A 23,333-nucleotide genomic window follows, 5' to 3' on the forward strand; every position below is an offset into this window, starting at 1 on the left:
CCTGCGCGGGGACGACGGTGTTGAGGCTGTCTTGGGAATTACTTGGCCAGCTGCTCGGCCGTGAGCAGGAACACCGCGTCGTCGCCGATGCTGGTGCTCAGCCAGGTCAGCCCCAGCTGGCCGAACGCCGCTTCCGCGAATTCGCGCTCGTTGCCGATCTCGACCACCAGGATGCCTTCCGGCGTCAGGCGCTCGGCGGCGCCGTCGACGATCTTGCGCACCAGGTCCATGCCGTCCTCGCCGCCGGCCAGGGCGATCTGCGGCTCGCGCAGGTATTCCGGCGGCAGCTTGCCCATCGAGTCGGCATTCACGTACGGCGGGTTGGTGACGATCAGGTCGTACTTCTTGAACGGCACGTTCTGGTACAGGTCGGACGCGATCGGATTCACGCGGCCTTCCAGCTTGTAGTCGCGGATGTTGCGCTCGGCCACCGCCAGCGCATCCTTCGAGATGTCGATCGCGTCCACGACGGCATTCGGGAAGGCGTCGGCCATCATGATCGCCAGGCAGCCGGAGCCGGTGCACAGTTCGAGCACGTTTTCGACGCTGTCCGGATCGGCGATCCAGGGCGCGAAGGTGTTCGGGATCAGCTCGGCGATGAAGGAGCGCGGCACCAGCACGCGCTCGTCGACATAGAAGTTGTAGCTGCCCAGCCAGGCCTCGTTGGTGATGTACGCTGCCGGCACGCGCTCGTTCACGCGGCGCTCGATCACGGACAGCACCTGCAGCACTTCGTCCTGCAGCAACTGCGCGTCGAGGAACGGATCCAGCTTGTCGAGCGGGAGTTTCAGCGTGTGCAGGATCAGGTAGGCGGCTTCGTCGAAGGCCTCGGCGCTGCCGTGGCCGAAGAACAGCTTGGCCGCGTTGAAGCGGGTGACGGCGTAGCGCAGCAGGTCGCGCGGCGTGCGGAAAGTGGTCGTGGTCATGGCCATGTCGTGATGATTATGCCGCGGGCGGCAGGGGCGCCAGCAGCGTTTCCAGCGTGCGCCGGTAGATGTTCTTGAGCGGGTCGATGTAGCGCACCTCGATGTGCTCGTCGATCTTGTGGATGCTGGCGTTGGGTGGCCCGAATTCTATCACCTGGGGGCAGATGCGGGCGATGAAACGGCCGTCCGAGGTGCCGCCGGTGGTCGACAGTTCGGTGGCCACGCCCAGCTCGTCCTTGATGGCGCCGCAGATGGCGTCCGACAGCGTGCCCTTCGGCGTCAGGAACGGCTGGCCGGACAGGGTCCAGTCGAGGTCGTAGTCCAGCCCGTGGCGGTCGAGGATCGCGTGCACGCGCGCCTGCAGGCTCTCGGCCGTGCTGGCGGTGGAAAAGCGGAAGTTGAAGTCGACCCGCATCCGGCCCGGGATCACGTTGGTGGCGCCGGTGCCGGCAGCGACGTTCGACACCTGCCAGCTGGTCGGCGGGAAGTATTCGTTGCCTTCGTCCCAGCGCTCGGCGGCCAGCTCGGCCAGCGCCGGCGCGGCCTGGTGGATCGGGTTGCGCGCCAGGTGCGGGTAGGCGATGTGGCCCTGGATGCCTTTCACCACCAGGCAGCCGGACAGCGAGCCGCGGCGGCCGTTCTTGATCATGTCGCCCAGCACGTGGCTGGAAGTCGGCTCGCCGACCAGGCAGTAATCCGGCGTCTCGCCGCGCTCTTCCAGCAGCTCGCACACGATGACGGTGCCGTCCACCGCCGGGCCTTCCTCGTCGCTGGTGATCAGCAAGGCGATCGAGCCGGCGTGGCCGGCGTGGGCGGCGACGAATTCCTCGATCGCCACCACCATCGCCGCGATCGAGGTCTTCATGTCGGAGGCGCCGCGGCCGTACAGCTTGCCGTCGCGCACGGTCGGCGAGAAGGGCTGCGATTGCCACTGGTCGACCGGGCCGGATGGCACCACGTCGGTGTGGCCGGCGAACACGAACAGCGGGGATTCGGTGCCGCGGCGTGCCCACAGGTTGGTGACGCCGTTCGACGCGATCGTCTCGCAGGTGAAGCCGAGCGGCGACAGCAGCTCGATCAGGCGCTGCTGGCAGCCCTTGTCGTGCGGGGTGACGGAATCGAGCGCGATCAGTTCTTCGGTCAGCAGCTGGGTGCGCGATGGCTTCATGCGGACTGCTCCTTGCCGAAGATCGCAGCGTATTGGTCGTTCGAAAAACCGACCGCCAGCGGGCCGGCGCCGGCCAGCACCGGGCGCTTGACCACGGACGGGTTTTCCAGCATCAGCGCCAGCGCGCTGGCCTTGTCGACCACTTGCGCGCGCCGTTCGTCGGACAGCTTCCTCCAGGTCGTGCCCTTGCGGTTGACCAGGGTTTCCCAGTCGAGCTGGTCGAGCCAGGATGCCGCCAGGGCGCGCTCCAGGCCCTGCTTCTTGAAATCGTGGAAGTCGACGGCGTGGCCGTTGTCGGCCAGCCAGGTGCGCGCTTTTTTGACGGTGTCGCAGTTGGGAATACCGTACAACGTAATTTCTGTCATGTAATCAGCTAGTTAGGAGATTCCGTCACCGAGTAATCGCGACGCATGTGGCCGCTATGTGGTACAAATTTGACGATGGAGTAAAGGCGAGAGGATACCATGTAGACTCGATACTTCCATTTGAGGCTGACCTAAACGCCGAATTGGCGGTCCGCCGTATAACTTGATGCGCACTCTCCGAACGTCAACATGAGCAGGCACAATAGAATCAAGGACTTAGCCTAGCCTTTATGGGGTGGACTTTTTGCTTTCTGGCTTCGGGTAGCGGGTGGGGTAGCATTTTACTTGAGTGCGCGGAAGCTAGTTAGCTTATTGCAAGGGGCACAGGCAACGACAATTACGTAACAGCAGAACAGTTAGTGGCGAATTTGGACGAACTAACGTATCCTTATCGCAATTGTGCTTACGTCAACACAAAGTTGTTCTTATAGACGATGGTTCACGTTACGCTACTCTAAAACACTTACTGAACGAGACGAAAACCTCCATGGCTACTGTCGCTAGTTACCCTAAGATCAGCCGAAACATGTGGACAAAGCTACGTGCTAGGTTCACAAAATCGATTCCGGTTGCCGTAAGCCCAGCCTTCGTAAGTTCAGTAGTCACGATGGCCGATGCGTCAGCAGTATCAAATGTCATAAAACCACTCCAGGTTCTTGGACTGATCGATGACCAGCGTAAGCCCACTCCGCTGGCTAATCAATGGCGTCATGACGATGAGTATCCTGCTGTCTGTAAAGCGATTCGCGAACGTATCTATCCTGACGATTTGAGAGATGCCTACCCAAGTGGAGCTGCTGAGGAGAGGCCGGGGATTATCAAGTGGTTTATGAAGTCGGCACACGTGGGCGACGCCGCTGCTCGAATGTTTGCTGACATGTATTGCATACTTGCACAGGCCGATGCTTCCCTACTCGACGAGCAGGTACCAGGCACGCCCCCAGAAAATAAGCGCGCAACTCGCAAGCCCGCACCTAAAGCAGAAGCGTCGCGCCCAATTGAACTAGGTAACTCGCACGTAGACAGCGCCCCGGTACCGCATGCACATGCACCGCACCGCCCGTTAGGAAAGTTCCCAGCAGTTCATATCGATGTGCAGGTACACATATCCCCTGACACATCGCCAGAGCAGATTGATAGAATTTTCGAAAGTATGGCCAAGCATCTCGGTAACTTCACTGGTTGACATGAAGCCGAGCGATGCAATTTGAATCGCCCCGGATTTTGAGGAGGCTCCATTGTTTGAGAGAATGGAGCTATGAAGAAGCAACCGAAGTATTCACCTGAAGTTATCGAGCGCGCTGTGCGCATGGTCAGCGAAGCTGGCAGCGAGTATCCGTCGCAGTGGGCAGCGATCACATCCATCGCAGCCAAGATCGGCTGTACGCCTGAAACGCTGCGTCGTTGGATACGCCAGCAAGAAACCGATACCGGCCAGCGTCCTGGTGTCACTACCGCCGAGCAGGAGCGTATGAAGGCATTGGAGCGGGAGAATCGGGAGCTGCGCAAGGCGAACGAGATCCTACGCCTGGCGAGCGCTTTTTTCGCCCAGGCGGAGCTCGACCGCCGCTTCAAATCGTAAGAGCGTTCATCGACAAGCACCGCCATGCCTACGGCGTCGAGCCGATTTGCAGTGTCATGCAGGTCGCGCCGTCGGGCTACTGGCGTTACGCAGCGAGACGGCGTAACCCGGCATTGCAGTGTCCACGGGCGCAGCGTGATGAAGTCCTGAGCGCCGAGATCGAGCGTGTCTGGCAGGCGAACTTGCAAGTCTATGGGGTCGACAAGGTTTGGCGCCAGCTGAAACGTGAAGGTACTGACGTAGCCCGCTGTACCGTGGAGCGCCTGATGCGTCGCGCCGGCCTGCGTGGCGTTATACGTGGCAAGGTGGTACGCACCACCGTCCCCGATGCGAAAGCGCCGTGCCCACTCGACCGGGTCAACCGTCAATTCAAGGCACAGCGACCGAATCAGTTGTGGGTCAGCGATTTCACGTACGTGTCGACGTGGCAGGGTTTCGTCTACGTAGCCTTCGTTATTGATGTCTTTGCGCGCCGTATCGTAGGCTGGCGCGTCAGCAGTTCGATGCGAACCGACTTCGTGCTCGAAGCCCTGGAGCAGGCGTTGTACGACCGCCAGCCAGAACGCAGCGATGCCTTGGTCCACCATAGCGACAGGGGCTCGCAATACGTCAGCATTCGGTACAGCGAGCGCCTTGCAGAGGCTGGTGTAGAACCTTCCGTGGGCAGCAAGGGCGACAGCTATGACAACGCCCTGGCCGAAACCATCAACGGTTTGTACAAGGCTGAGCTGATCCATCGCCGCGCTCCCTGGAAGACGCGCGAGGCCGTCGAGCTGGCAACCCTGGAATGGGTTGCCTGGTTCAACCATCACCGTCTGCTGGAACCACTCGGCTATATACCGCCGGCGGAAGCTGAGGCAAACTATTACGAGCAGTTGAGCAGTCAAGCCATTCCGGCCTGACTCACATAAACCGGCCTCTACGAAAGCCGGGGCGATTCAGTCATAAGATAGTAGGTTAATTATGGTCTGGCTTATAAGTTGAGTCAACTATCTTTTGATCCACTGTGGGACACAATAGCAGGGGTGGCTCATAACTTAGAACTTCTGATCTGTTATGTTCACTTACGCTGGGTTGAGTTGTCGTACTGTTCGGCGATTTCTGCTAGTTCATCAACTCGGTTTGAGAGAACCAGCATGCCGCCCTTCGCGGCGCGCATAATCCGTGAACGTAAGATGAACCCAAGCAGCCATGCCCCGGCAAGTGAGCAGGCAATAGGTAGGGTTAGGACTGGCCAGACGTTCTCGGGGTGAAGTGGCTCCAGTTGTAGACAATGCCTAGCGAAGACTACCCAAATGATTGCGAACGTCGAGACGCGCCAGATGCTGTGTCTTAGCCAACGAAACAGCGCATCGCCGATGAAGGTAACTGTAGTTCCTATCAATATTTCTTCCATAGCTCTCCGTTTATTAATCAGTGCTGAGTGCAGGCAACACGGCTGCCCGCCGTTAATGGGTCGTAAATGCCGTGGTCATAAGTCCATCATAACGCGACCATTGGCGCTATGCCAAGGGTATCGGGAAAGACGGACAAGGATCAGCTGCTAGCTCTGCTAGGCGCTGCTATACGCGCACGTCGAAAGGTTATGGACCTCTCTCAGGAGGCCTTGGCTGACCAAGCAGGAATCGACCGCTCGCACATGGGTAAGATCGAGCGCGGAGAGCGCAACGTTACGTTACTCAACGTCGCTAAACTTGCACATGCCCTGTCTTGTAAGCCGTCAGACTTATTGGTTGACGCGGGCTTTTGATGGCGCAACGTGGTACCTACGGGGGCACTACCAGACGTTATCGGTAAGAGAGGGCTTCGCGTGAGCTAATCAAATTTTAGGTTCATCCGTCTGTGCTAGTAGTCTGGCAGGCAGGAAGGGCGAGAACCCGGCAGGAAACAGTTTTGTTGCACTGAGTCGAAGATACTGCGCTCGTTGTCCAGTGATCCCGCACCACCGTACACCGCAGTGATTCCAGACATTGATTTGTGCCCCATGAGCGGCCCAAAGTCAGAGTCTGAGTATCCACATGCGCGTGCTATGTCGGCGAATAGATGCCGCACGCTGTACAGCGTGTGCTTTGTCTCCGTTGAGCCTTGTGCTGCGCTTACGAATCTATTCAGCCGTTCAACCCGAGTGCGGGCAGTCTCCGAATTACACGAGCCTCGACTTACGGCTAGGTCGAAGAGCGGCTTCAATTCAGCAGGAACAGGTAAGTCACGTTCGCTCGATGCATTCTTCGCGCCGTTGAGCCCAACGCGGAATACAAGCTGTTCATTTCCGAATACGTCGGTTTGCGACTGCAAGGACTCGGGCCCAGCCTGGAGAATTTCTCTCGGGCGTAAGCCGTACAGTGCACAAAGCAGGAATGCAGCATGCCAATACCCGCCGTCTCGCGGGGTAATCCCCCCATTTTTAGAGCACGCTAAAAGTAGAGGTTAAGCGGCAAGGGCAAGTTTCTGTTTTGGCGTAATACCGCCGAGCGCCATGTTGGGCCGGTCGTGATTGTAGGTCCACAGCCAGTTGGTGGCAAACTCCTGGATTTCGTCGAGCGTTTCGAACAGGTGGTGGGCAAGCCAGTCATAGCGAACCGTCCTGTTGTAGCGCTCGACGTAGGCGTTCTGTTGCGGTTGGCCAGGTTGAATGAAATCGATACGGATGCCGCGCTTTGCGGCCCATGCCAAGGTCACGGCGCTGATGTATTCAGGGCCATTGTCGCATCGGATTGCCTCCGGCCTGCCGCGCCATTCGATGATCCGGTCTAGTGAACGTATCACGCGTTCAGACGGCAGCGAGAAGTCGACCTCGATTCCTAGGCCTTCGCGGTTGAAGTCGTCGATCACATTGAACAGACGGATGCTGCGCCCATCGGCGAGCTGGTCGTGCATGAAGTCCATCGACCAGCTTTGGTTGATCGCGCTCGGCACTGCCAGCGGCAGCGGCTTCTCGCGCACCAGGCGATGGCGCGGCTTGATCCGCAGGTTCAATTCAAGTTCACGGTAAATCCTGTAGACGCGCTTGTGGTTCCATTTGAAGCCTTTCACGTTGCGCAGGTACAGGAAGCACAACCCGAAGCCCCAGTTACGCTGGTTGTTGGTCAGCCGCACCAGCCAGTCGGCAATGAGGCCATTTTCTGCATCCAGCTTGGCTTTGTACCGGTAGCAGGTCTGGCTGATGCCAAACGCCTGGCACGCCAGTTTGACCGTGGCTGACCGTTCTGTTACGGCCCATTGCGCCATCTCTCGCCGCTGAGATGGCGCTACCATTTTTTTGTGAGCGCCTCCGCGACGATCTCGGCCTTGAGACGCTCCTCGACATACATCTTCTTGAGCCGCCGGTTTTCCTCCTCCAGCTCCTTCATCCGCGCCATCAACGAGGCGTCCATGCCGCCGAACTTGGAGCGCCACTTGTAGAACGTGGCGTTGCTGATGCCGTGCTCGCGGCACAGCTCCGGTACAGGACTGCCGGCTTCGGCTTGCTTGAGGATGGCGATAATCTGGCTGTCGGTAAAGCGGGACGTCTTCATGTAGAGCTTTCTGTGTCTTAAGTAGAAAATTCTACTTCTGATCGCGCTCTTTTTGTGGGGGGATTACCGCGGCAGGTACGCCGGCAGACCATGTAAGACCTTGTGAAGAACGGACACCGGCATAGGAGCCTTCGCGTCTCTGCGGGCTTTGCCTGCGCCCTTGAGTTGCTTCAGCTCGCCAACCTTTGGAACGCTGAATTCATGCCAGCCGGGCACGCACTTAAGTAGAGCGATAACCGAAGATGCTTCGGTCCAAACAGAACTTGGCCGCTTGCCGCTTTCCAGCTCCCGCTTACACCAGTCGCTTATCGCCGCAACGGCGCTACTTTGCTTGCAAGGTAATGACAGCGCACGTAGGGCTATTCGGCGGGCCAGTTCTTTACGGCGATGTGATTTGTCAGCGGCGTACTCTGCCAGCGCTGCGTCCAGTTTCTTTTGGTCGAGCGTATCCGAGGTGCCATTATTTCGTTGGGAGGACGTATCTCGGCTCTCTTCCGTTGGTCGAGGCTCGTCCGTTGCTGCAAAATTGAGCGGTTCACCTCGTACCGCAGCCTCCATCGCTTTAAGCGCCACACGTGCCTCAAGTGGGTGCATGTTGATTTCCGTAGGCATACGTCCCGCAATGTGCTCTTTTAATGCTCGACGCCGCCAGTCGATCTGATCCATCCAGCCAGCCTTGTTTCGTGCTTGCTCTGCAATGACCAATTCTGTCATCTGGCGAATGATGCCCGGCAAACGGCCCAAAACGTCCTTGGCGACCTCTGCATCTGATGGGCGGGTATTGGCAGCAGAATCGACCTCGGAAGCCGTGGCGGGCGTCTCCATGAGTTCGCGGAGAGCCTTCTCGCACTCGTTGTCAAATTGAACACTTACCGCTCGCGCCAGCCTTGCCGCTTCCTTCGGGTCTGCGGTTCCAAGTGCTTTGACGAATTCCGCTCGCTTGAGTACTGCTGCCACTTCGTTAGGATACCGGCGGCGGTAGCTGTACCGTCCGTTGCGTCTGATGAGATAGTCGGCCATTGAATGCGTCACGTGTGGCAATCACATGGCAGTAACACGCTTGAGCTGAAAGCACGTACATGCGCCGGATTGTGGTGCGCGGGAGTAGTGAAAACCCAATAATTATCAATGGCTTACAAGCAACTCGTCAATGCTTGTGGACTACGCCCTACAGTTGGGAATACCGTAGAGGGTCGTTTTCATGGACAGGATCGCTGTGCCGGCCGGCGCCGGCGGAATTGCGGTGCAAACGGCATCCCGCTCGCCGCCGGCGGCGGATGTTCGGGATGCCCGGAAGGCGCGAAGGATAGCACAGGCCGGCTTCGGCGGCGGCATCGGCGCCCGGCGGGCCGGCGGTCGGGGAGACGACGGCGCCGTACGCATCGGCCTGCGAACCAAGCGGGCGCCATCGGGTCTGACGCAGTGAAAACCGGCATCCTGGAGGCACCATGCGACATCTCACTCATGCGCAGGCTTGCGCACATCCCCGTACCTGCCGCGCCGCTGCGGCGCTTGCCGTCGCCGTCCTGGCTTGCGCGCCGCCGCTGGCGCGGACGCAGGCGGCCGGCGCGGAAGCAAGAATGGACGCCGGCGCGCGTGCCACCACCATCGTGCCGGTGACGCCGGCGCCGGTGTGCGAGCGCCGCCGCTATATTGCGCCCGAGGATACGCGCCCCATCCTGGGCGCGTATGCGCTGTCCAACGGCGACCAGCTGCGCGTCAGCCGGCAGGCGAGCCGCTATTTCGCCGAGATGGGCAGGACCGGGCGCGTCGAACTCATCCCGCTGGGCGAAAACGATTTCGTGGAAAAGGGCGGACGCATGCACCTGGTGTTCGAGCGCGAGTGGCCGGATGCCGACGTCGCCATCAGCGGCATCGATGCGCCGCGGCCCGCCGGCAACGCCTGCCGCCGCGGCTGATGGCGGCCGGGCCGGCGCCGGCGCTGGCGCTCGGTGGTCGAACGTGGTTCAGCCGTCGAGCGTGAACTCGGTGAACGACGGCCCGGCCGGCGCCTCTGCCGGCTTGGGGGCTTCCTCGGCCTTGGCCAGCTCGCTGTCCGGCCCGTTATTGATCAGCCACAGCAGGTTGGTGGCCGAGTCGGCGTTGGCCAGCGCCTCGTCGCGCGTGATCAGGTCGGCGTTCACCAGTTCCAGCAGCGCCTTCTCGAACGACTGCGAGCCGGGCGACAGGCTCTTGTCCATCGCTTCCCTGATCTGGCCGATTTCTCCCTTTTCGATCAGGTCGGCGACGTAGCGCGTATTGACCATCACCTCGGCGGCGGCGTGGCGGCGGCCGCCGGCCTTGGCCCGCACCAGGCGCTGCGAGACGATCGCCTTGACGCTGGATGCCAGGTCCTGCAGCAGGGCCGGGCGGTTCTCGAGCGGGTAGAAGCTGATGATGCGGTTCAGCGCGTTGTAGCTGTTGTTGGCGTGCAGTGTGGCCAGCACCAGGTGGCCGGACTGGGCGTAGGCGAGGGCGGCGGCCATGGTGTCCTTGTCGCGGATCTCGCCGATCAGGATGCAGTCGGGCGCCTGGCGCAGCGAATTGCGCAGCGCGATCTCGAAGCTGGCGGCGTCGCTGCCGATCTCGCGCTGGTTGACGATCGACTTCCTGTTCTTGAACAGGTACTCGATCGGGTCTTCCAGCGTCAGGATGTGGCCGGACCGGCGCTCGTTGCGGTGGTCCAGCATCGACGCGATGGTGGTCGACTTGCCGGACCCGGTGGCGCCCACCACCAGCAGCAGGCCGCGCTTTTCCATGATGAGTTCGGACAGCACCGCCGGCAGGCCCAGCTCGCCCAGCGGCGGAATGCTGGCCGGCACGAAGCGGAACACGGCCGAGATGGTGCCGCGCTGGCGGAACGCCGACAGGCGGAAGCGGCCGAGATTCGGCACCGAGATGCCCATGTTCAGCTCGTTCTCGCGCGCCAGCGCGGCCATCTGCTCGGGTGAGGCGACTTGCGACAGCAGGGACTCGATGTTTTCGGGTTCCAGCTTGTTCTGGTTGATCGGGATCAGGTTGCCATTGATCTTGATGTGAACCGGGGAGTTGACCGCGAAGAACATGTCGGACGCGTTCTTTTCCTTCATCAGTTGGAACAGGCGTTCCATGGCCATGGCGGTTCTCCCTTGCTGTGCAGTAATATTTCTGTGATGGGATTCTAACGTGCTGGAGAGGATTGCGGCGGTCCAGAATAGGCGCTGATGTAGAGAAATACCCTAAAAGTTCATTAAAACCAACAGCCCCAAAACGTCGTCCCCGCGCAGGTGGGGACCCAAGCTGAAGTGGTTTATCCGCGCCATCGACTTGCGGATGCTCAGTATGGGTCCCCGCCTGCGCGGGGACGACGGTTTTATGGCCGCGGGTTGAAATACCGCTGGCCGGAAATTACTGGATTACGAAATCAAATCCCGCGCAACAGTTCGTTGATGCCGGTCTTGGCGCGCGTCTTGGCATCCACCTGCTTGACGATCACGGCGCAGTACAGGCTGTAGCTGCCGTCGGCCGACGGCAGGCTGCCCGATACCACCACCGAACCCGCCGGCACGCGGCCGTAGCTGACTTCGCCGGTTTCGCGGTTGAAGATCTTGGTCGACTGGCCGATGTACACGCCCATCGAGATCACCGAGTTCTCTTCGACGATCACGCCTTCGACGATTTCCGAGCGGGCGCCGATGAAGCAGTTGTCTTCGATGATGGTCGGATTGGCCTGCATCGGTTCCAGCACGCCGCCGATGCCGACGCCGCCGGACAGGTGCACGTTCTTGCCGATCTGGGCGCAGGAGCCGACGGTGGCCCAGGTGTCGACCATGGTGCCTTCGTCGACGTAGGCGCCGATGTTGACGTAGGACGGCATCAAGACCACGTTCTTGCCGATGAACGAGCCGCGGCGCGCCACCGCCGGCGGCACCACGCGAAAGCCGCCCTTGGCGAAGTCGTCGGCGCTGTAGCCGGCGAACTTGGTCGGGACCTTGTCGTAGAACTGCATGCCGCCGCCTTCGACCGGCACGTTGTTCTCGAGGCGGAACGACAGCAGCACCGCCTTCTTGATCCATTGGTTGACGTTCCAGCCGCCGTTCTCCTTCTGGGCGACGCGCAGGCTGCCGTCGTCGAGGCCGGCGATGACGTGGGACACCGCGTCGCGCACTTCGGCGTTGGCGCTGGTCGGGCTGATCTCGGCGCGCTGTTCCCAGGCGGTGTCGATGATGGTCTGGAGCTGTTGGGTCATGATGTGTCTGCGTTTCAGGATGGTGGTGTGGTTGAATCGGTATCGGTGATGCGGCTTACGAGGTGCTGGACTCTGCCTTGAGGTCCTTGCAGAACCGGACGATGCGGTTGGCCGCTTCCAGTCCCTCGTCGACGCCGGCGACCAGCGCCATGCGGATGCGGCCGGTGCCCGGGTTGCTGCCGTGGGCGTCGCGTGCAAGGTAGCTGCCGGGCAACACCGTGACATTATAGGCGGCGTACAGGCGCTTGGCGAACTCGGTGTCCGACAGGCCGCTGCGGCGCACGTCGGCCCACAGGTAGAAACCGGCATCGGGCAGTTCGACGTCCATGACTTCCTTGAGCAAGGGCGTGATCAGGCTGAACTTTTCCTTGTACAGCGCGCGGTTTTCCTGCACGTGCGCCTCGTCGTTCCAGGCCGCGATCGAGGCCGCCTGCACGGGCGGCGACATGGCGCCGCCGGAGTAAGTCCGGTACAGCAGGAAGGCCTTCAGCAGTTGCGGATCGCCGGCCACGAAGCCGGAGCGCATGCCCGGCACGTTGGAGCGCTTGGACAGGCTGGAGAACACGATCAGGTTGGCGTACGGGCGCGCGCCGCCGCTGCGGCCGAGCTGGTGCGCCGCTTCCAGCGCCCCCAGCGGCGGCGTGGCGCCGGTATAGATCTCGGAATAGCACTCGTCGGACGCGATGACGAAGCCGTGGCGGTCGGCCAGCGCGAACAGCTCGCGCCAGTCCTCCAGCGACAGCACGGCGCCGGCGGGGTTGCCTGGCGAGCACACGTACAGCAGCTGCACGCGCGCCCACACGTCGTCCGGTACGCTGCCGTAGTCGCAGCCGAAGTTGCGGCCCGGTTCCGAGTTCACGAAATACGGCGTGGCGCCGGCCAGGTAGGCCGCGCCCTCGTAGATCTGGTAGAACGGGTTCGGGCACATCACCAGCGCGTCCGATTTCGTCGGGTCGATCGCGCAGTGGGCGATGCCGAACAGCGCCTCGCGCGAGCCGTTCACCGGCAGCACCATGGTGGCCGCATCCAGCGGCGGCACGCCGTAGCGGCGCTCGATCCAGGCCGCGATCGCGGCGCGCAGCGGCTCGCCGCCGTGCGTGCTCGGGTACACGGCCAGGCCGCCCAGGCCGTGCGTCAGCGCCTTCTGGATGAAGGCGGGCGTCGGATGCTTGGGCTCGCCGATGCCCAGGCTGATGGGCGCGTGGGCGGCATTCGGCGTCACGCCGGCGAACAACTGGCGCAGCTTTTCGAACGGGTAGGGGTGCAGGCGGTCGAGGTAGGGATTCACGGCGGTCCGGAAAGAGTGAGGCGGATTGGTGGGCGAAAGAATGTCAATTATAGCCATGCCGGAAGGATGCTGCTTCACCGCGATTGCCGGCGGCGCCGTTGCTGGATTAGTATTGACGAGAAGAATTTAACTCATTCAATCGCCCATCCAGCCTGGAGTCCGCCGTGCCGATGCAGTATGCCCGCGCCCTGACCGGCCACGATCGCAGCCGGCGCGCCAACCGCCACCTCGGCCTGGCGCTCGCCTTCGTCGCCGGCGCCGCCAACGCCGGCGGCTTCCTGGCGGTGCACCAGTACACCTCGCACATGACCGGCATCGTGTCGTCGGCGGCCGACAACCTGGCGCTCGGCGCCGGCGAGCTGGTGCTGGACGCGGTCGGCGCCATGCTGTCCTTCCTGCTGGGCGCGGCCTGCACCGCGGTGATGGTGCACTACGCGCGCCGGCGCAGCCTGGCCAGCGAGTACGCGCTGCCGCTGCTGCTGGAGGCGCTGCTGATGCTGGTGTTCGGCATGCTGGGCGCGCGCCTGTCCAAGGTGCAGGGCCTGTTCGTGCCGGCCACGGTGATGCTGCTATGCTTCATGATGGGCCTGCAGAACGCGCTGATGACCAAGCTGTCGCACGCCGAGATCCGCACCACCCACATGACCGGCATCGTCACCGACATCGGCATCGAGCTGGGCAAGCTGCTGTACTGGAACGCCGACGGCGGCGCACTGCGGCCGAAGGTGCTGGCCAACCGCGAGCGCCTGGCGCTGCTGTGCGGCCTGCTGCTGAGCTTCTTCGCCGGCGGCGTCGGCGGCGCGCTCGGCTTCAAGCACGCCGGCTGGCTGGCGACGCTGCCGCTGGCGCTGCTGCTGACGGCGCTGGCGATCGTGCCGGCGCTGGATGATGTGCGCAGAGGGGTCAGAGCCCGGTTTTGATGAGGGGTCAGAGCCCGGTGTTGCTTTTCGAAGGGCTCTGACCCCGGTGCTCAGTGGCAAGCCGGTGGGGTAGACGGAAATCCCGCCTCGCCGGCCACGTCCACCTTACGTGCAATGGCAGATTTCCGCGGCGTGGCTGCTGTTCGACTGCGCACCGGGGGCAGAGCCCAGGCAAGCAAAACCGGGCTCTGACCCCTGAGCAACATCGGGCGCCGCTCCCTGGATCTCGACCCGGTTGCGCCCGCCCGCCTTGGCGGCGTACATGGCGCGGTCGGCGCACTCGAACAGCTGCGCGCTCCCGTCCAGCGGCCCCGGCACGATGGTGGCCACGCCGACCGACACGGTCAGCCAGGGCGCGGTCGGCGAGTGCGGGTTCGGCAGCTGCAGGTCTTCCACCGCGGCGCGCACCAGTTCGGCCAGGCGCGCGGCGCCGTCGGCCGGGGTCTCGGGGAACAGCAGCACGAATTCCTCGCCGCCGTAGCGCGCCGCCAGGTCGGTCGGGCGCGCCGCGTGGCCCTGCAGCGTCTGCGCCACGGTGCGCAGGCAGGCGTCGCCGGCGGCGTGGCCGAGGGCGTCGTTGTACAGCTTGAAATGGTCGACGTCGAGCACGATCAGCGACAGCGGCTGGCCGGTGCGCAGCGCGCGCTGCCATTCCTGTTCCAGGAAGGCGTCGAAGCGGCGCCGGTTGGCGATCTTGGTCAGCGGGTCGAGCAGGGCGGCGCGCTGCAGCGCGTCCTCGGAACGCTTGTGGTGGGTGATGTCGTGCAGCAGGGCGACGAACAGGCCGTCGTCGGCGTGCATCGGCGTCATGGTCAGGTCCATCGCGTGCAGCTCGCCGTCGCGGTGGCGGATCATCACTTCGCGGGTACCGTTCCCGCCCAGCTCGAGCACGCCCATGCACTCGCCGCCGCGCAGCGTGCAGCCGTCCAGCAGGTCGCACAGGCTGCGCCCCACCAGCGCGTCCGGCGCGAAGCCCAGGTAGCGGTCGCAGGCCGGGTTGGCGTACTGGATGCGGCCGGAGCGCTCGACGATCAAGAGGCCCTGGTCCATGCTGTTGACGATCATGCGCAGCCGGTCGGCCTGCGCCTTTTGGGTTTCGCTGTTGCTGCGCAGGCGCAGCTGGGCGCGCACGCGCGCGCACACTTCTTCCATGCGCAGCGGCTTGCGGATGTAGTCGGCGGCGCCGAGGTCGAAGCCGGTGACCACGTCCTCGGTTTCGCCGCGCGCGCTCATGAAGATCACCGGAATGCGCGCCGTGGCCGGGTGCGCCTTCATGCGGCGGCAGGTCTCCAGCCCGTCCATGCCGGCCATCACGACGTCGAGCAGCACCAGGTCGGGCTGGATGCGCTGGGCGATCTCGAGCGCGCGTTCACCTGAGGTCGCGACAAAGGTCTGGTAGCCTTGCTGCAGCAGGATGGAACGCAATACGCCGAGGTGTTCCGCGGCATCGTCGACGATCAGGATGGCTGGCTTGCGCACTTCGGCAAGCAGCGCGGTAGCTGGAGTGGACATACTTTGCCTTGAGGCACGATAAATGATCGTTTGAAATCATACATCGTACAAGCCACCAGCGGGAAAGATGTTGCTTGTTTGATAGAAATTTACGTCACGTTGGCGCAACTTGCGGTTGGTTGATCAAACCGACAGTCGCGCCGCGATGTGCCGGCGCGGACGGCGCGGGGCCATCCACGCCGTCGGTTTACACCTGTGCGCGGATCAGGGCGCCCAGTACCGCGATGCCTTCGCGGATGCGTTCCGGCGGCACCGTCACGAACGACAGGCGCAGCGTGTTGGCGACTTCGTCGTTGGCGTAGAACGGCGCACCCGGCACGAAGGCGACGCGCGCGGCGATGGCCTGGTCGAGCAGCTTGCGCGAGTCGATGTTCTCCGGCAGCGTGACCCAGATGAACATGCCGCCTTCCGGACGGGTCCAGCTGACGCTCTTCGGGAAATGCTCGTCCATCGCGTCCAGCATCGCCTGGCACTGGCTGGCGTACAGGGTGCGGATGGTCGGGATGTGCTGGTCGAGGAAGCCGTCCTTGACCACTTCGTGCACCACCATCTGCGTCAATTGCGCGGTGTGCAGGTCGGCGGCCTGCTTGGCCAGTTCCAGGCGGCGCACCAGCGGCAGCGGGGCGCACACGTAGCCCAGGCGGATGCCCGGGGTCAGCACCTTGGAGAACGACCCCATGTAGATCACGCCGTCCGGATTCATGTTCAGCATGCGCGGCATCGGCTCGCCCTTGTACGACAGCGCGCCGTACGGATCGTCCTCGATCAGCGGCAGGCGCAGGCGCGCGCAGGTTTCCACCAGTTCGCGGCGGCGCTCGAGCGACAGCGAGCGGCCGGTCGGGTTCTGGAAGTTGGGCAGCGAGTACAGCAGGCGCGCGCCCTCGGCCACGCCTTCCAGCGAGGACGGCACCAGGCCGTGCTCGTCGGTCTCGACCGACTTGAATTCCGGACGGTACACCGAGAACGCCTGCAGCGCGCCCAGGTAGCTCGGGGTCTCGACCAGCACGCGGCTGCCTTCGTCGATCAGCACCTTGCCCAGCAGGTCGAGCGCCTGCTGCGAACCGGACACCATCAGGATCTGTTCCGGCTGGATGCGGCAATCCTCGGTGGACAGGTAGTTCGCCACCCATTCGCGCAGCGGCGCGTAGCCATCGGTCGGACCGTACTGCAGCGCCTGCTTGCCGGTTTCGGACAGCACCTTGTCGTAGGCCGCCTTCATGCGCTCCACCGGAAAGGTGGCGGGCGAGGGCAGGCCGCCGGCGAAGGAAGTGATTTCCGGACGCTGGGTGATTTTCAGGATCTCGCGGATGGCCGAGCTTTGCAGCTGCTGGGCGCGCTCCGAGAAAGTCCACTCGATGGGGTTCGGGTTGTCGATTTTCATACTGATCTCACAGGAAAGACCGCGGGTGGTCGGCCATGGGGTAGCTGGCCATTATAAAGCACGCCGGATGGGCTGCTTCTCTCAACAAGCCTGCCTTGTGGGCGGGCCTTGCATACGTTGCCGGACGGCTGGCTTATGCGAGTTCGACGATCATTTCGATCTCGACGCAGGCGCCGCGCGGCAGGGAAGCCACGCCGAACGCCGAACGCGCGTGCTTGCCGGCGTCGCCGAACACCTCGCCCAGCAGTTCCGAGCAGCCGTTGGTGACCAGGTGCTGTTCATTGTAGTCCGGCGTCGAGGCGACCAGGCTGAGCACCTTGACGATGCGTTTTACACGGTCCAGATTGCCGCCGCAGGCTTCCTGCAGCGTGCCGATCAGGTCGATCGCGACCGCGCGCGCCGCGGCCTGGGCCTCGGCGGTGGTCTTGTCCTTGCCGACGATGCCGGTGTTCACCGAGCCGTCGGCGTTCTTGGCGATGTGGCCGGACAGGAACACGAGGTTGCCGGTCTGCACGTACATGACGTAGGCGGCGGCCGGGGTGGCCGGCGCGGCCAGGGTGATGTTCAGTTCATTGAGTTTGTCTTGGACGGACATGGGATTTCCCGGTGCTTGAAAAGAGCCATCATTGTACGACTTGCCAGTCGCGCTGCCCACTGCCGCTGGCGCTGCCGCGGCGCTCATCGCGGCGCTCATCGCGGCGGCGCGCGCTCGACCCGTGCACGCCGGCCGAGCGCCACGGTGGCGACCACCGCCAGCGCGAAGCCGCAATTGAGCAAGGTCAAAGGTTCGCCCAGCAGCAGGGCGGCGCCGGCCATGCTGAGGAAAGGCTGCAGCAACTGCACCTGGCCGACCCGCGCCACGCCCCCCAGCGCCAGGCCGCGGTACCAGAAAAAGAAGCCGACGAACATCGAGAACACGGTCACGTAGCCGAAGCCGAGCCAGGCGCGAAGCCCGGCGCGCGCCAGTTGCGCCGGCTGGACGCCGCCAAGCAGCAGCAGCGCCGCCGCGGCCGGCATGGCGGCCAGCACCAGCGCCCAGCAGATCACCTGCGGGCCGCCCAGGGAGCGCGCCAGGCGTCCGCCTTCGGCATAGCCGGCGGCGGCCACGGCCACCGCGCCGAACATCAGCAGGTCAGCGCGCTGCAGGCCGCCGCCGCCCTGGAACAAGGCAAAGCCGGCGACCAGCCCGGCGCCGAGCAGCGCCGCCAGCCAGAATCCGGCCGACGGCCGCTCGAAGCCGCGCAGCGCCGCATACAGGGCGGTGGCCAGCGGCAGGACGCCGCACAGCACCGCCCCGTGCGCGGCCGGCAGCGTGCGCAGCGCCAATGAGGTCAGCAACGGAAAGCCGATCACACACCCGCCCGCCACGATCGCCAGCGCCGGCAGGTCGGCGCGCGCCGGGCGCGGCGCACGCTGGATGCGCAGCCAGCACGCCGCCAGCAGCGCCGCGCCGAGCGCCCGTCCCAGCGTCACGAACAGCGGATCGAGGCCGGCCAGCGCCATGCGCGTGAACGGCAGCGTCAGGCTGAAGACGGCGACGCCGGCCAGGCCGAGCAGCATGCCGCGGGTTTCGTCGCGCGTGCGGGTGGGAGTGGGTGAAGCAGGCAGGACGGCAGGTGCGGCAGCGGGCATGGGGCGGCTCCTCGGAGGGTTGCGGCGATGATCGATGACACGTATGCTAGACCTGTCGGGCGGTACAGTCCCGATACACTTTCCTCCTTGCTTCATACACTGTGATGGCGAAATGACCGATACACCGCCGCTCCTCGGCCTGTTGTCGCGCGACTCGGGCGAATCGCTGCCGGACCAGATCGTGCGCGCCATCGCCGCCCGCATCGACGACCGGCAGCTGCGCGCCGGCGCGCGCATGCCCTCGATCCGCCGCTTCGCCGCCAGCCACGGCGTGTCGCCGTTCACGGTGGTGGCCAGCTACGACAAGCTGGCGGCCCAGGGTTACCTGGAGTCGCGCCGCGGCGCCGGCTTCTTCGTGCGCGAGCGCTCCGTCCTGAATACCGATGTGCGTGCTGCGCAGGCGCCGGCGCACGGCGTCGACGGCGCCGAGCCGCCGGCGCTGGACGTGGTCTGGCTGATCCGCAACATGTTCCGCCAGTCGCCGGGCCGGCCCTCCAGCGCGGCCGGCGTGCTGCCGGCCGACTGGCTCGACGGCGCCGCTGTCGCCAACGCCCTGCGCGCGGTGGGCCGCCAGCACGCCAGCCTGCTGCTGAACTATGGCGCGCCGCACGGCTACGGCCCGCTGCGCCAGCAATTGCAGCGCAAGCTGGCCGCGCTCGAGATCGAGGCCGCGCCCGACCAGATCGTCACCACGCTCGGCGTGACGCAGGCGCTGGACCTGGTGGCGCGCGAGTGCTGCCGTCCCGGCGACACCGTGTTCGTCGACGACCCGGCCTGGTTCCTGATGTTCGGCTCGTTCGCGGCGATGGGCCTGAAGGTGGTCGGCATCCGGCGCCTGCCGGACGGCCCCGACCTGGCGCAACTGGCCGAGCTGGCGGCGCTGCACAAGCCGCGCCTGTACGTCATCAATTCGGTGCTGCACAACCCGACCTCGACCACGCTCTCCGCCGCCAAGGCGTTCCAGGTGCTGCGCATCGCCGAGCGGCACGACGTGACCGTGGTGGAAGACGACATCTATTGCGACCTGCATCCCGGCGCCGGCGGCCAGACGGCCACGCGCCTGGCCGCGCTCGACCAGCTGCGCCGCGTGATCTACCTGTCCGGCTTCTCGAAGTCGCTGGCCGCCAACCTGCGCGTCGGCTTCATCGCGGCGCCGGCCGAGCTGGCGCAGCGCCTGGCCGACCGCAAGATGCTGGCCACCCTCACCACCAGCGACCTGGGCGAACGGGTGGTCTACAAGATCCTGAGCGAAGGCCTGTACCGCAAGCACCTGGAGCGCATCCGCACGCGCCTGGATGCGGTGCGGCCGGCGGCCATGCGCCGCATCGAAGCGCTCGGCTTCAGGCCCGACCCGTTGCCGCCGGCCGGCATGTTCGCCTGGGTCGACACCGGCCGCGACACCAACGTGCTGGCGGCGCGCGCCATGGCGCAAGGCTTGCTGCTGGCGCCGGGCAGCCTGTTCTCGCCGAGCCAGCTGCCGTCCACCAGGATGCGGGTCAACGTCGCCGCCATGGAAGACGATGCCCTGTGGCGCTTCCTGGAACGCGAGATGGCGCGCCGGCCGGCATGACGGCTGCGCGGGGCGGGGCAGCGGGCAGCGCCGCGCCTTGCCGTCAGGCGCCGGCGCAGGCCGCGGCGCGCGCCAGCAGCAGCGTGGCTTCGCGCCGGTTGCGCGTCAGCGCCGCCGCCCGTTCGAACTCGGCGCGCGCTTCGCCATGGCGTCCCAGTTTCACCAGCAGGTCGCCGCGCACGCTCGGCAGCAGGTGGTAGTTGCGCAGCGCCGGTTCATCGAGCAACCGGTCCGCCAGCGCCAGCCCCTCCGCCGGCCCGTAGGCCATGCCCAGCGCCACCGCGCGGTTGAGTTCGACGACCGGCGACGGCAGCAATTGCGCCAGCGCGTCGTACAGCGCGGCGATGCGCACCCAGTCGGTGGCGTCGGGCGCGGGCGCCACCGCATGGCAAGCGGCGATGGCGGCCTGCAAGGCATACGGTCCCAGGCTGCCGTGCCGGCCGGCGCGCGCCAGCGCCGCCAGGCCGCGCCGGATCAGCAGGCGGTCCCAGCGCGCGCGGTCCTGTTCCAGCAGCAGTACCGGTTCGCCGCCCGGCCCGGAGCGGGCGCGTTCGCGCGAGGACTGGATTTCCATCAGCGCCACCAGGCCGTGCACTTCGCCTTCCTGCGGCATCAATTCGGCCAGCACGCGCCCCAGGCGCAGCGCTTCGCGGCACAGCGCCGGGCGCAGCCAGTCGGCGCCGGCGCTGGCCGTGTATCCCTCGTTGTAGATCAGGTACAGCACCTGCAGCACCGAGGCCAGGCGCGGCCGGCGCTCCTCGCCCTGCGGCACGGCGAACGGCACCCTGGCCTCGGACAGGGTGCGCTTGGCGCGCACGATGCGCTGCGCCATGGTGGCTTCCGGTACCAGGAAGGCGTGCGCGATCTCGGCGCTCGACAGGCCGCCCACCACCTTCAGCGTCAGCGCCGCGCGCGCCTCCGGCGACAGCACCGGGTGGCAGGCCACGAACATCAGGCGCAGCACGTCGTCGTCGATGGCGCTTGCACGCTCCTGCGCCAGTTCGGCCAGCTCGTCCGGCCGGCGCTGCAAGGAGCGGTCGTGCAGCAGCGCGTCGGCTTCCCAGGCGATGGCGTCCTGCTTGCCGGCGTGCAGGGCCAGGCGCCGCAGCTGGTCCAGCGCGCGGCGCTTGGCCACCTGCATCAGCCACGCGCCGGGACGGTCCGGGATGCCGTCGCGCGGCCAGCGTTCCAGCGCTTCCAGCATGGCGTCCTGCGCCAGTTCCTCGGCCTGGCCGAGCTCGCGCAGCATGCGCGCCAGCGCGCCGACGATGCGCGCCGACTCCATGCGCCACACCGCCTCCACCACGCGGCCGACGTCGGCGTGCGCCATTCAAGGCTCCAGCGCCGGGCCGTCCGGCGCTGCCACCTCGCGGATCTCGACCTCGACGTCCGGCCCGGTCGGGTAGGGCAGGCTGCGCGCCCAGTCGACGGCGTCCCGCAGCGAGGCGGCGCCGATCATCCAGAAGCCGGCGATGAGTTCCTTGGCTTCGGCGAAGGGCCCGTCGACCAGCGTGGTGCGGCCGCCCTTGCGCTGCAGGCGGGCGCCGCGCGCGCTCGATTTCAGGCCGTCGCCGGCCAGCAGCACGCCCAGCGTTACCTGGGCGGCGTTGAAGGCGTTCAGCGCGTCGAGCCGCGCCTGCGCCGGGATGGCGTCGCGCTCGGTGTCCGCGGTGGCGCGCAGCAGGATGACATAGCGCTTGCCGCCGGCGCCGGCGGCGGCCGGCACCTCGGCGCAGCCGCCGGGACAGCCGGTCTCGCGCAGTTCCAGCACGACCTCGCCGCTGCCTTCGCAATCGCGCGCCGGCCAGCGTTCCAGCAGGCGCATGGCGGCTTCCTTCGACGGCGCCCGGACGATGGTGAAGCCGGCCACCAGTTCCGCAACCTCGGGGAAGGGGCTGGCATCGATGGTTTCGCCGTCCGGCCCCATCCGCAGGCGCACCCCGGCGGCGCTCGGGTGCAGGTCCAGCGCCGGCCCCAGCGCGCCGGCCGCGCGCAGGGCCGCGTGGAAGCGCGCCCTGTCCGCGGCCAGTGCGGGCGAGGGCGGCAGGCCGGCTTCGGTGGCGGCGTCCGCCTTGCGGATGATCATGAATTGCATGGCCGGCGTCCTCCTAGCGCGCCGCGACCTGCGCTTCCATGCGCGCCATCTGCGCGCGCAGTTCGGGCGTGAGCTCGGGCCCGAAGTCTTCCGGGCCATACAACTGGCGGATCTCGAGTTCGCCCTCGCCGTCTTCGTGCGGGCTGGGGCATTTCTTCATCCATTCGATGACTTCTTCGCGCGAGCCGACGTCGAGCAGCCAGAAGCCCGCGACCAGTTCCTTGGTTTCGGCGAAGGGGCCGTCGATGACGGTGCGGCGCTCGCCCTGGATGCGGATGCGCGCGCCCTTGCTGCTCGGGTGCAAGCCTTCCCCGGCCAGCAGGATGCCGGCCTTGACCATCTCTTCGTTGAAGTCCTGCATGGCGGCGATCAGCTTTTCGCTGGGCATGACGCCGGCTTCCGAGGCCGCGTTGGCCTTGACGATGACCATGAATTTCATTGCCGTTCTCCTTGCGTGCAGTCTTGCATCGTTGCGAACATGGCCTGCATTTCTTCCTGCATCTGTTCGGGCGTGAGGTCGCGCCGGTGGGTGGCGAGCGCCCAGCGGTGGCCGAACGGGTCTTGCAACTGGCCGTAGCGGTCGCCCCAGAACATGTCGGCGGGCGGCATGATCGGCCTGGCGCCGGCGGCCGCGGCCTGTTGCCAGGACGCGTCGACGTCCTCCACGTACAGGTGGAGGACGACCGGCGATCCCTTCAATGCCAGCGGCCCGACGCTGCCGTACTCGGGAAACTCGTCGGCCAGCATGATGCGCGAGTCGCCGATGCGCAGCTCGGCGTGCATCAGCTTGCCGTCCGGCCCCGCCATGCGGCCGAGCTCGACCGCGCCGAACGCCTGCTTGTAGAAATCGAGCGCCGCGGCCGCGTCGGCGCATACCAGGTGCGGCGTGACGCTGTGGTAACCCTCGGGGATGGGCCTTGCGTTTTCCTGCATGATGGATCTCCTGTCGGTGGTTGATCGTGGTGCTGCCATCATGACGACGAACGGCGCCCGCGCTTTTCGACATACGGCGCGGCGCCGGGCGAAAATATTTTTCGCCCGGCCTTACGGTAAGCCGGCCGGCGCCCCGAGTCGAGCGAAATCGGCGCCCCGACCCGCCGTGCATGACGAGCGCGGGTACAACGTCGCCGACGCGGCAAGGATGTCGTTTC

23 protein-coding genes and 1 other annotated feature are annotated in these 23,333 nt (G+C 65.2%); of the genes, 6 read left to right on the forward strand and 17 right to left on the reverse strand.

Annotation, left to right across the window (positions count from 1 at the left end; translation table 11 throughout):
• Positions 1-38: 38 nt before the first annotated feature.
• Genes prmB through HH212_RS16375 form a run of 3 tightly spaced genes read right to left on the reverse strand, consistent with a single transcriptional unit; the run spans position 39 to position 2,459 of the window.
• On the reverse strand, positions 39-926 hold the full coding sequence (gene prmB / locus HH212_RS16365; protein WP_170203442.1) for a 50S ribosomal protein L3 N(5)-glutamine methyltransferase: 888 nt from the start codon (positions 924-926) through the stop codon (positions 39-41).
• Positions 927-942: 16 nt separating this feature from the next.
• Entirely contained in the window at positions 943-2,094 is a 1,152-nt protein-coding gene (gene dapE, locus HH212_RS16370) for a succinyl-diaminopimelate desuccinylase (RefSeq protein ID WP_170203443.1), read from the reverse strand.
• Positions 2,091-2,459: an ArsC family reductase gene (locus tag HH212_RS16375; RefSeq protein WP_170203444.1), complete on the reverse strand. Its 369-nt coding sequence runs from the start codon at positions 2,457-2,459 to the stop codon at positions 2,091-2,093. Before HH212_RS16375 ends, dapE begins: the two co-directional genes overlap by 4 nt.
• 487 nt (positions 2,460-2,946) lie before the next feature.
• Here HH212_RS16375 and HH212_RS16380 point away from each other — a divergent pair, with 487 nt between their 5' ends.
• Positions 2,947-3,645, forward strand: a complete 699-nt coding sequence (locus HH212_RS16380; RefSeq protein WP_170203445.1) for a hypothetical protein — start codon at positions 2,947-2,949, stop codon at positions 3,643-3,645.
• A gap of 72 nt (positions 3,646-3,717) precedes the next feature.
• Positions 3,718-4,943, forward strand: a protein-coding gene (locus HH212_RS16385; protein ID WP_169434306.1) for an IS3 family transposase whose coding sequence is annotated in 2 segments (ribosomal slippage) — positions 3,718-3,997 and positions 3,997-4,943 — 1,227 coding nt in all. Because the reading frame shifts where the segments join, the coding sequence is not laid out codon by codon here.
• Positions 3,996-4,112 (forward strand) — a sequence feature (AL1L pseudoknot). Its footprint overlaps the gene before it by 117 nt.
• Before the next feature lie 158 nt (positions 4,944-5,101).
• Here the strand turns inward: HH212_RS16385 and HH212_RS16390 are convergent.
• Positions 5,102-5,437, reverse strand: coding sequence for a hypothetical protein (locus tag HH212_RS16390; RefSeq protein WP_170203446.1), 336 nt, complete (start codon positions 5,435-5,437; stop codon positions 5,102-5,104).
• Positions 5,438-5,545: 108 nt separating this feature from the next.
• Between HH212_RS16390 and HH212_RS16395 the strand changes: the two genes are divergently transcribed.
• Positions 5,546-5,791, forward strand: a complete 246-nt coding sequence (locus HH212_RS16395; RefSeq protein WP_170203447.1) for a helix-turn-helix domain-containing protein — start codon at positions 5,546-5,548, stop codon at positions 5,789-5,791.
• 677 nt (positions 5,792-6,468) lie between these two features.
• Here the strand turns inward: HH212_RS16395 and HH212_RS16400 are convergent.
• Positions 6,469-7,556 (reverse strand): IS3 family transposase gene (locus tag HH212_RS16400; protein ID WP_170202515.1). Its coding sequence is split into 2 segments (ribosomal slippage): positions 6,469-7,304 and positions 7,304-7,556, totalling 1,089 coding nucleotides; the frame shifts between segments, so codons are not numbered across the junction.
• A 63-nt stretch (positions 7,557-7,619) separates the two neighbouring features.
• Positions 7,620-8,576 carry a DUF6538 domain-containing protein gene (locus tag HH212_RS16405; RefSeq protein WP_170203448.1) on the reverse strand — a complete coding sequence of 319 codons (957 nt, stop codon included), beginning with the start codon at positions 8,574-8,576 and terminating at the stop codon, positions 7,620-7,622.
• Positions 8,577-9,004: 428 nt separating this feature from the next.
• Here HH212_RS16405 and HH212_RS16410 point away from each other — a divergent pair, with 428 nt between their 5' ends.
• Positions 9,005-9,475: a hypothetical protein gene (locus tag HH212_RS16410; RefSeq protein WP_170203449.1), complete on the forward strand. Its 471-nt coding sequence runs from the start codon at positions 9,005-9,007 to the stop codon at positions 9,473-9,475.
• A 48-nt stretch (positions 9,476-9,523) separates the two neighbouring features.
• Here HH212_RS16410 and HH212_RS16415 read toward each other — a convergent pair whose 3' ends face one another.
• The 3 genes from HH212_RS16415 to dapC all read right to left on the reverse strand — a co-directional run bounded on the left by HH212_RS16415 (position 9,524) and on the right by dapC (position 13,072).
• A complete protein-coding gene (locus tag HH212_RS16415) occupies positions 9,524-10,672 on the reverse strand; it encodes a PilT/PilU family type 4a pilus ATPase (protein WP_170203450.1) in 1,149 nt (382 codons plus the stop codon).
• A gap of 287 nt (positions 10,673-10,959) precedes the next feature.
• A complete protein-coding gene (dapD, locus tag HH212_RS16420; protein ID WP_170203451.1) occupies positions 10,960-11,784 on the reverse strand; it encodes a 2,3,4,5-tetrahydropyridine-2,6-dicarboxylate N-succinyltransferase in 825 nt (274 codons plus the stop codon).
• A gap of 55 nt (positions 11,785-11,839) precedes the next feature.
• A complete protein-coding gene (gene dapC, locus HH212_RS16425; RefSeq protein ID WP_170203452.1) occupies positions 11,840-13,072 on the reverse strand; it encodes a succinyldiaminopimelate transaminase in 1,233 nt (410 codons plus the stop codon).
• A 164-nt stretch (positions 13,073-13,236) separates the two neighbouring features.
• Here dapC and HH212_RS16430 point away from each other — a divergent pair, with 164 nt between their 5' ends.
• A complete protein-coding gene (locus HH212_RS16430) occupies positions 13,237-13,992 on the forward strand; it encodes a YoaK family protein (protein WP_170203453.1) in 756 nt (251 codons plus the stop codon).
• A gap of 105 nt (positions 13,993-14,097) precedes the next feature.
• On the opposite strand, the gene HH212_RS16435 is transcribed toward HH212_RS16430, so the two are convergent.
• The 4 genes from HH212_RS16435 to HH212_RS16450 form a co-directional block, all read right to left on the reverse strand.
• Positions 14,098-15,504: a diguanylate cyclase domain-containing protein gene (locus HH212_RS16435; RefSeq protein ID WP_170203454.1), complete on the reverse strand. Its 1,407-nt coding sequence runs from the start codon at positions 15,502-15,504 to the stop codon at positions 14,098-14,100.
• 187 nt (positions 15,505-15,691) lie between these two features.
• A complete protein-coding gene (locus HH212_RS16440; RefSeq protein WP_170203455.1) occupies positions 15,692-16,885 on the reverse strand; it encodes an aminotransferase-like domain-containing protein in 1,194 nt (397 codons plus the stop codon).
• 133 nt (positions 16,886-17,018) lie between these two features.
• Entirely contained in the window at positions 17,019-17,480 is a 462-nt protein-coding gene (locus tag HH212_RS16445; RefSeq protein ID WP_170203456.1) for a RidA family protein, read from the reverse strand.
• A 95-nt stretch (positions 17,481-17,575) separates the two neighbouring features.
• Positions 17,576-18,517 carry a DMT family transporter gene (locus HH212_RS16450; RefSeq protein WP_170203457.1) on the reverse strand — a complete coding sequence of 314 codons (942 nt, stop codon included), beginning with the start codon at positions 18,515-18,517 and terminating at the stop codon, positions 17,576-17,578.
• A 112-nt stretch (positions 18,518-18,629) separates the two neighbouring features.
• On the opposite strand from HH212_RS16450, the gene HH212_RS16455 reads away from it, so the two are divergent.
• The gene (locus HH212_RS16455; RefSeq protein WP_170203458.1) at positions 18,630-20,087 is read left to right on the forward strand and encodes an aminotransferase-like domain-containing protein; all 1,458 of its coding nucleotides are present in this window, start codon (positions 18,630-18,632) and stop codon (positions 20,085-20,087) included.
• A gap of 43 nt (positions 20,088-20,130) precedes the next feature.
• On the opposite strand, the gene HH212_RS16460 is transcribed toward HH212_RS16455, so the two are convergent.
• From HH212_RS16460 to HH212_RS16475, 4 genes are read right to left on the reverse strand one after another with little or no spacing between them, the layout of a single operon-like run.
• The gene (locus HH212_RS16460) at positions 20,131-21,417 is read right to left on the reverse strand and encodes an RNA polymerase sigma factor (RefSeq protein ID WP_211172351.1); all 1,287 of its coding nucleotides are present in this window, start codon (positions 21,415-21,417) and stop codon (positions 20,131-20,133) included.
• Positions 21,418-22,182: a YciI family protein gene (locus HH212_RS16465; protein ID WP_170203459.1), complete on the reverse strand. Its 765-nt coding sequence runs from the start codon at positions 22,180-22,182 to the stop codon at positions 21,418-21,420.
• Between the two features lie 13 nt (positions 22,183-22,195).
• Positions 22,196-22,621 carry a YciI family protein gene (locus HH212_RS16470; RefSeq protein WP_170203460.1) on the reverse strand — a complete coding sequence of 142 codons (426 nt, stop codon included), beginning with the start codon at positions 22,619-22,621 and terminating at the stop codon, positions 22,196-22,198.
• On the reverse strand, positions 22,618-23,115 hold the full coding sequence (locus tag HH212_RS16475) for a VOC family protein (protein WP_170203461.1): 498 nt from the start codon (positions 23,113-23,115) through the stop codon (positions 22,618-22,620). The genes HH212_RS16470 and HH212_RS16475 overlap by 4 nt, the downstream gene beginning before the upstream one ends.
• Positions 23,116-23,333 lie beyond the last annotated feature (218 nt).

It is taken from the genome of Massilia forsythiae (assembly GCF_012849555.1).
GTDB classification, from domain to species: Bacteria; Pseudomonadota; Gammaproteobacteria; order Burkholderiales; family Burkholderiaceae_D; genus Telluria; species Telluria forsythiae.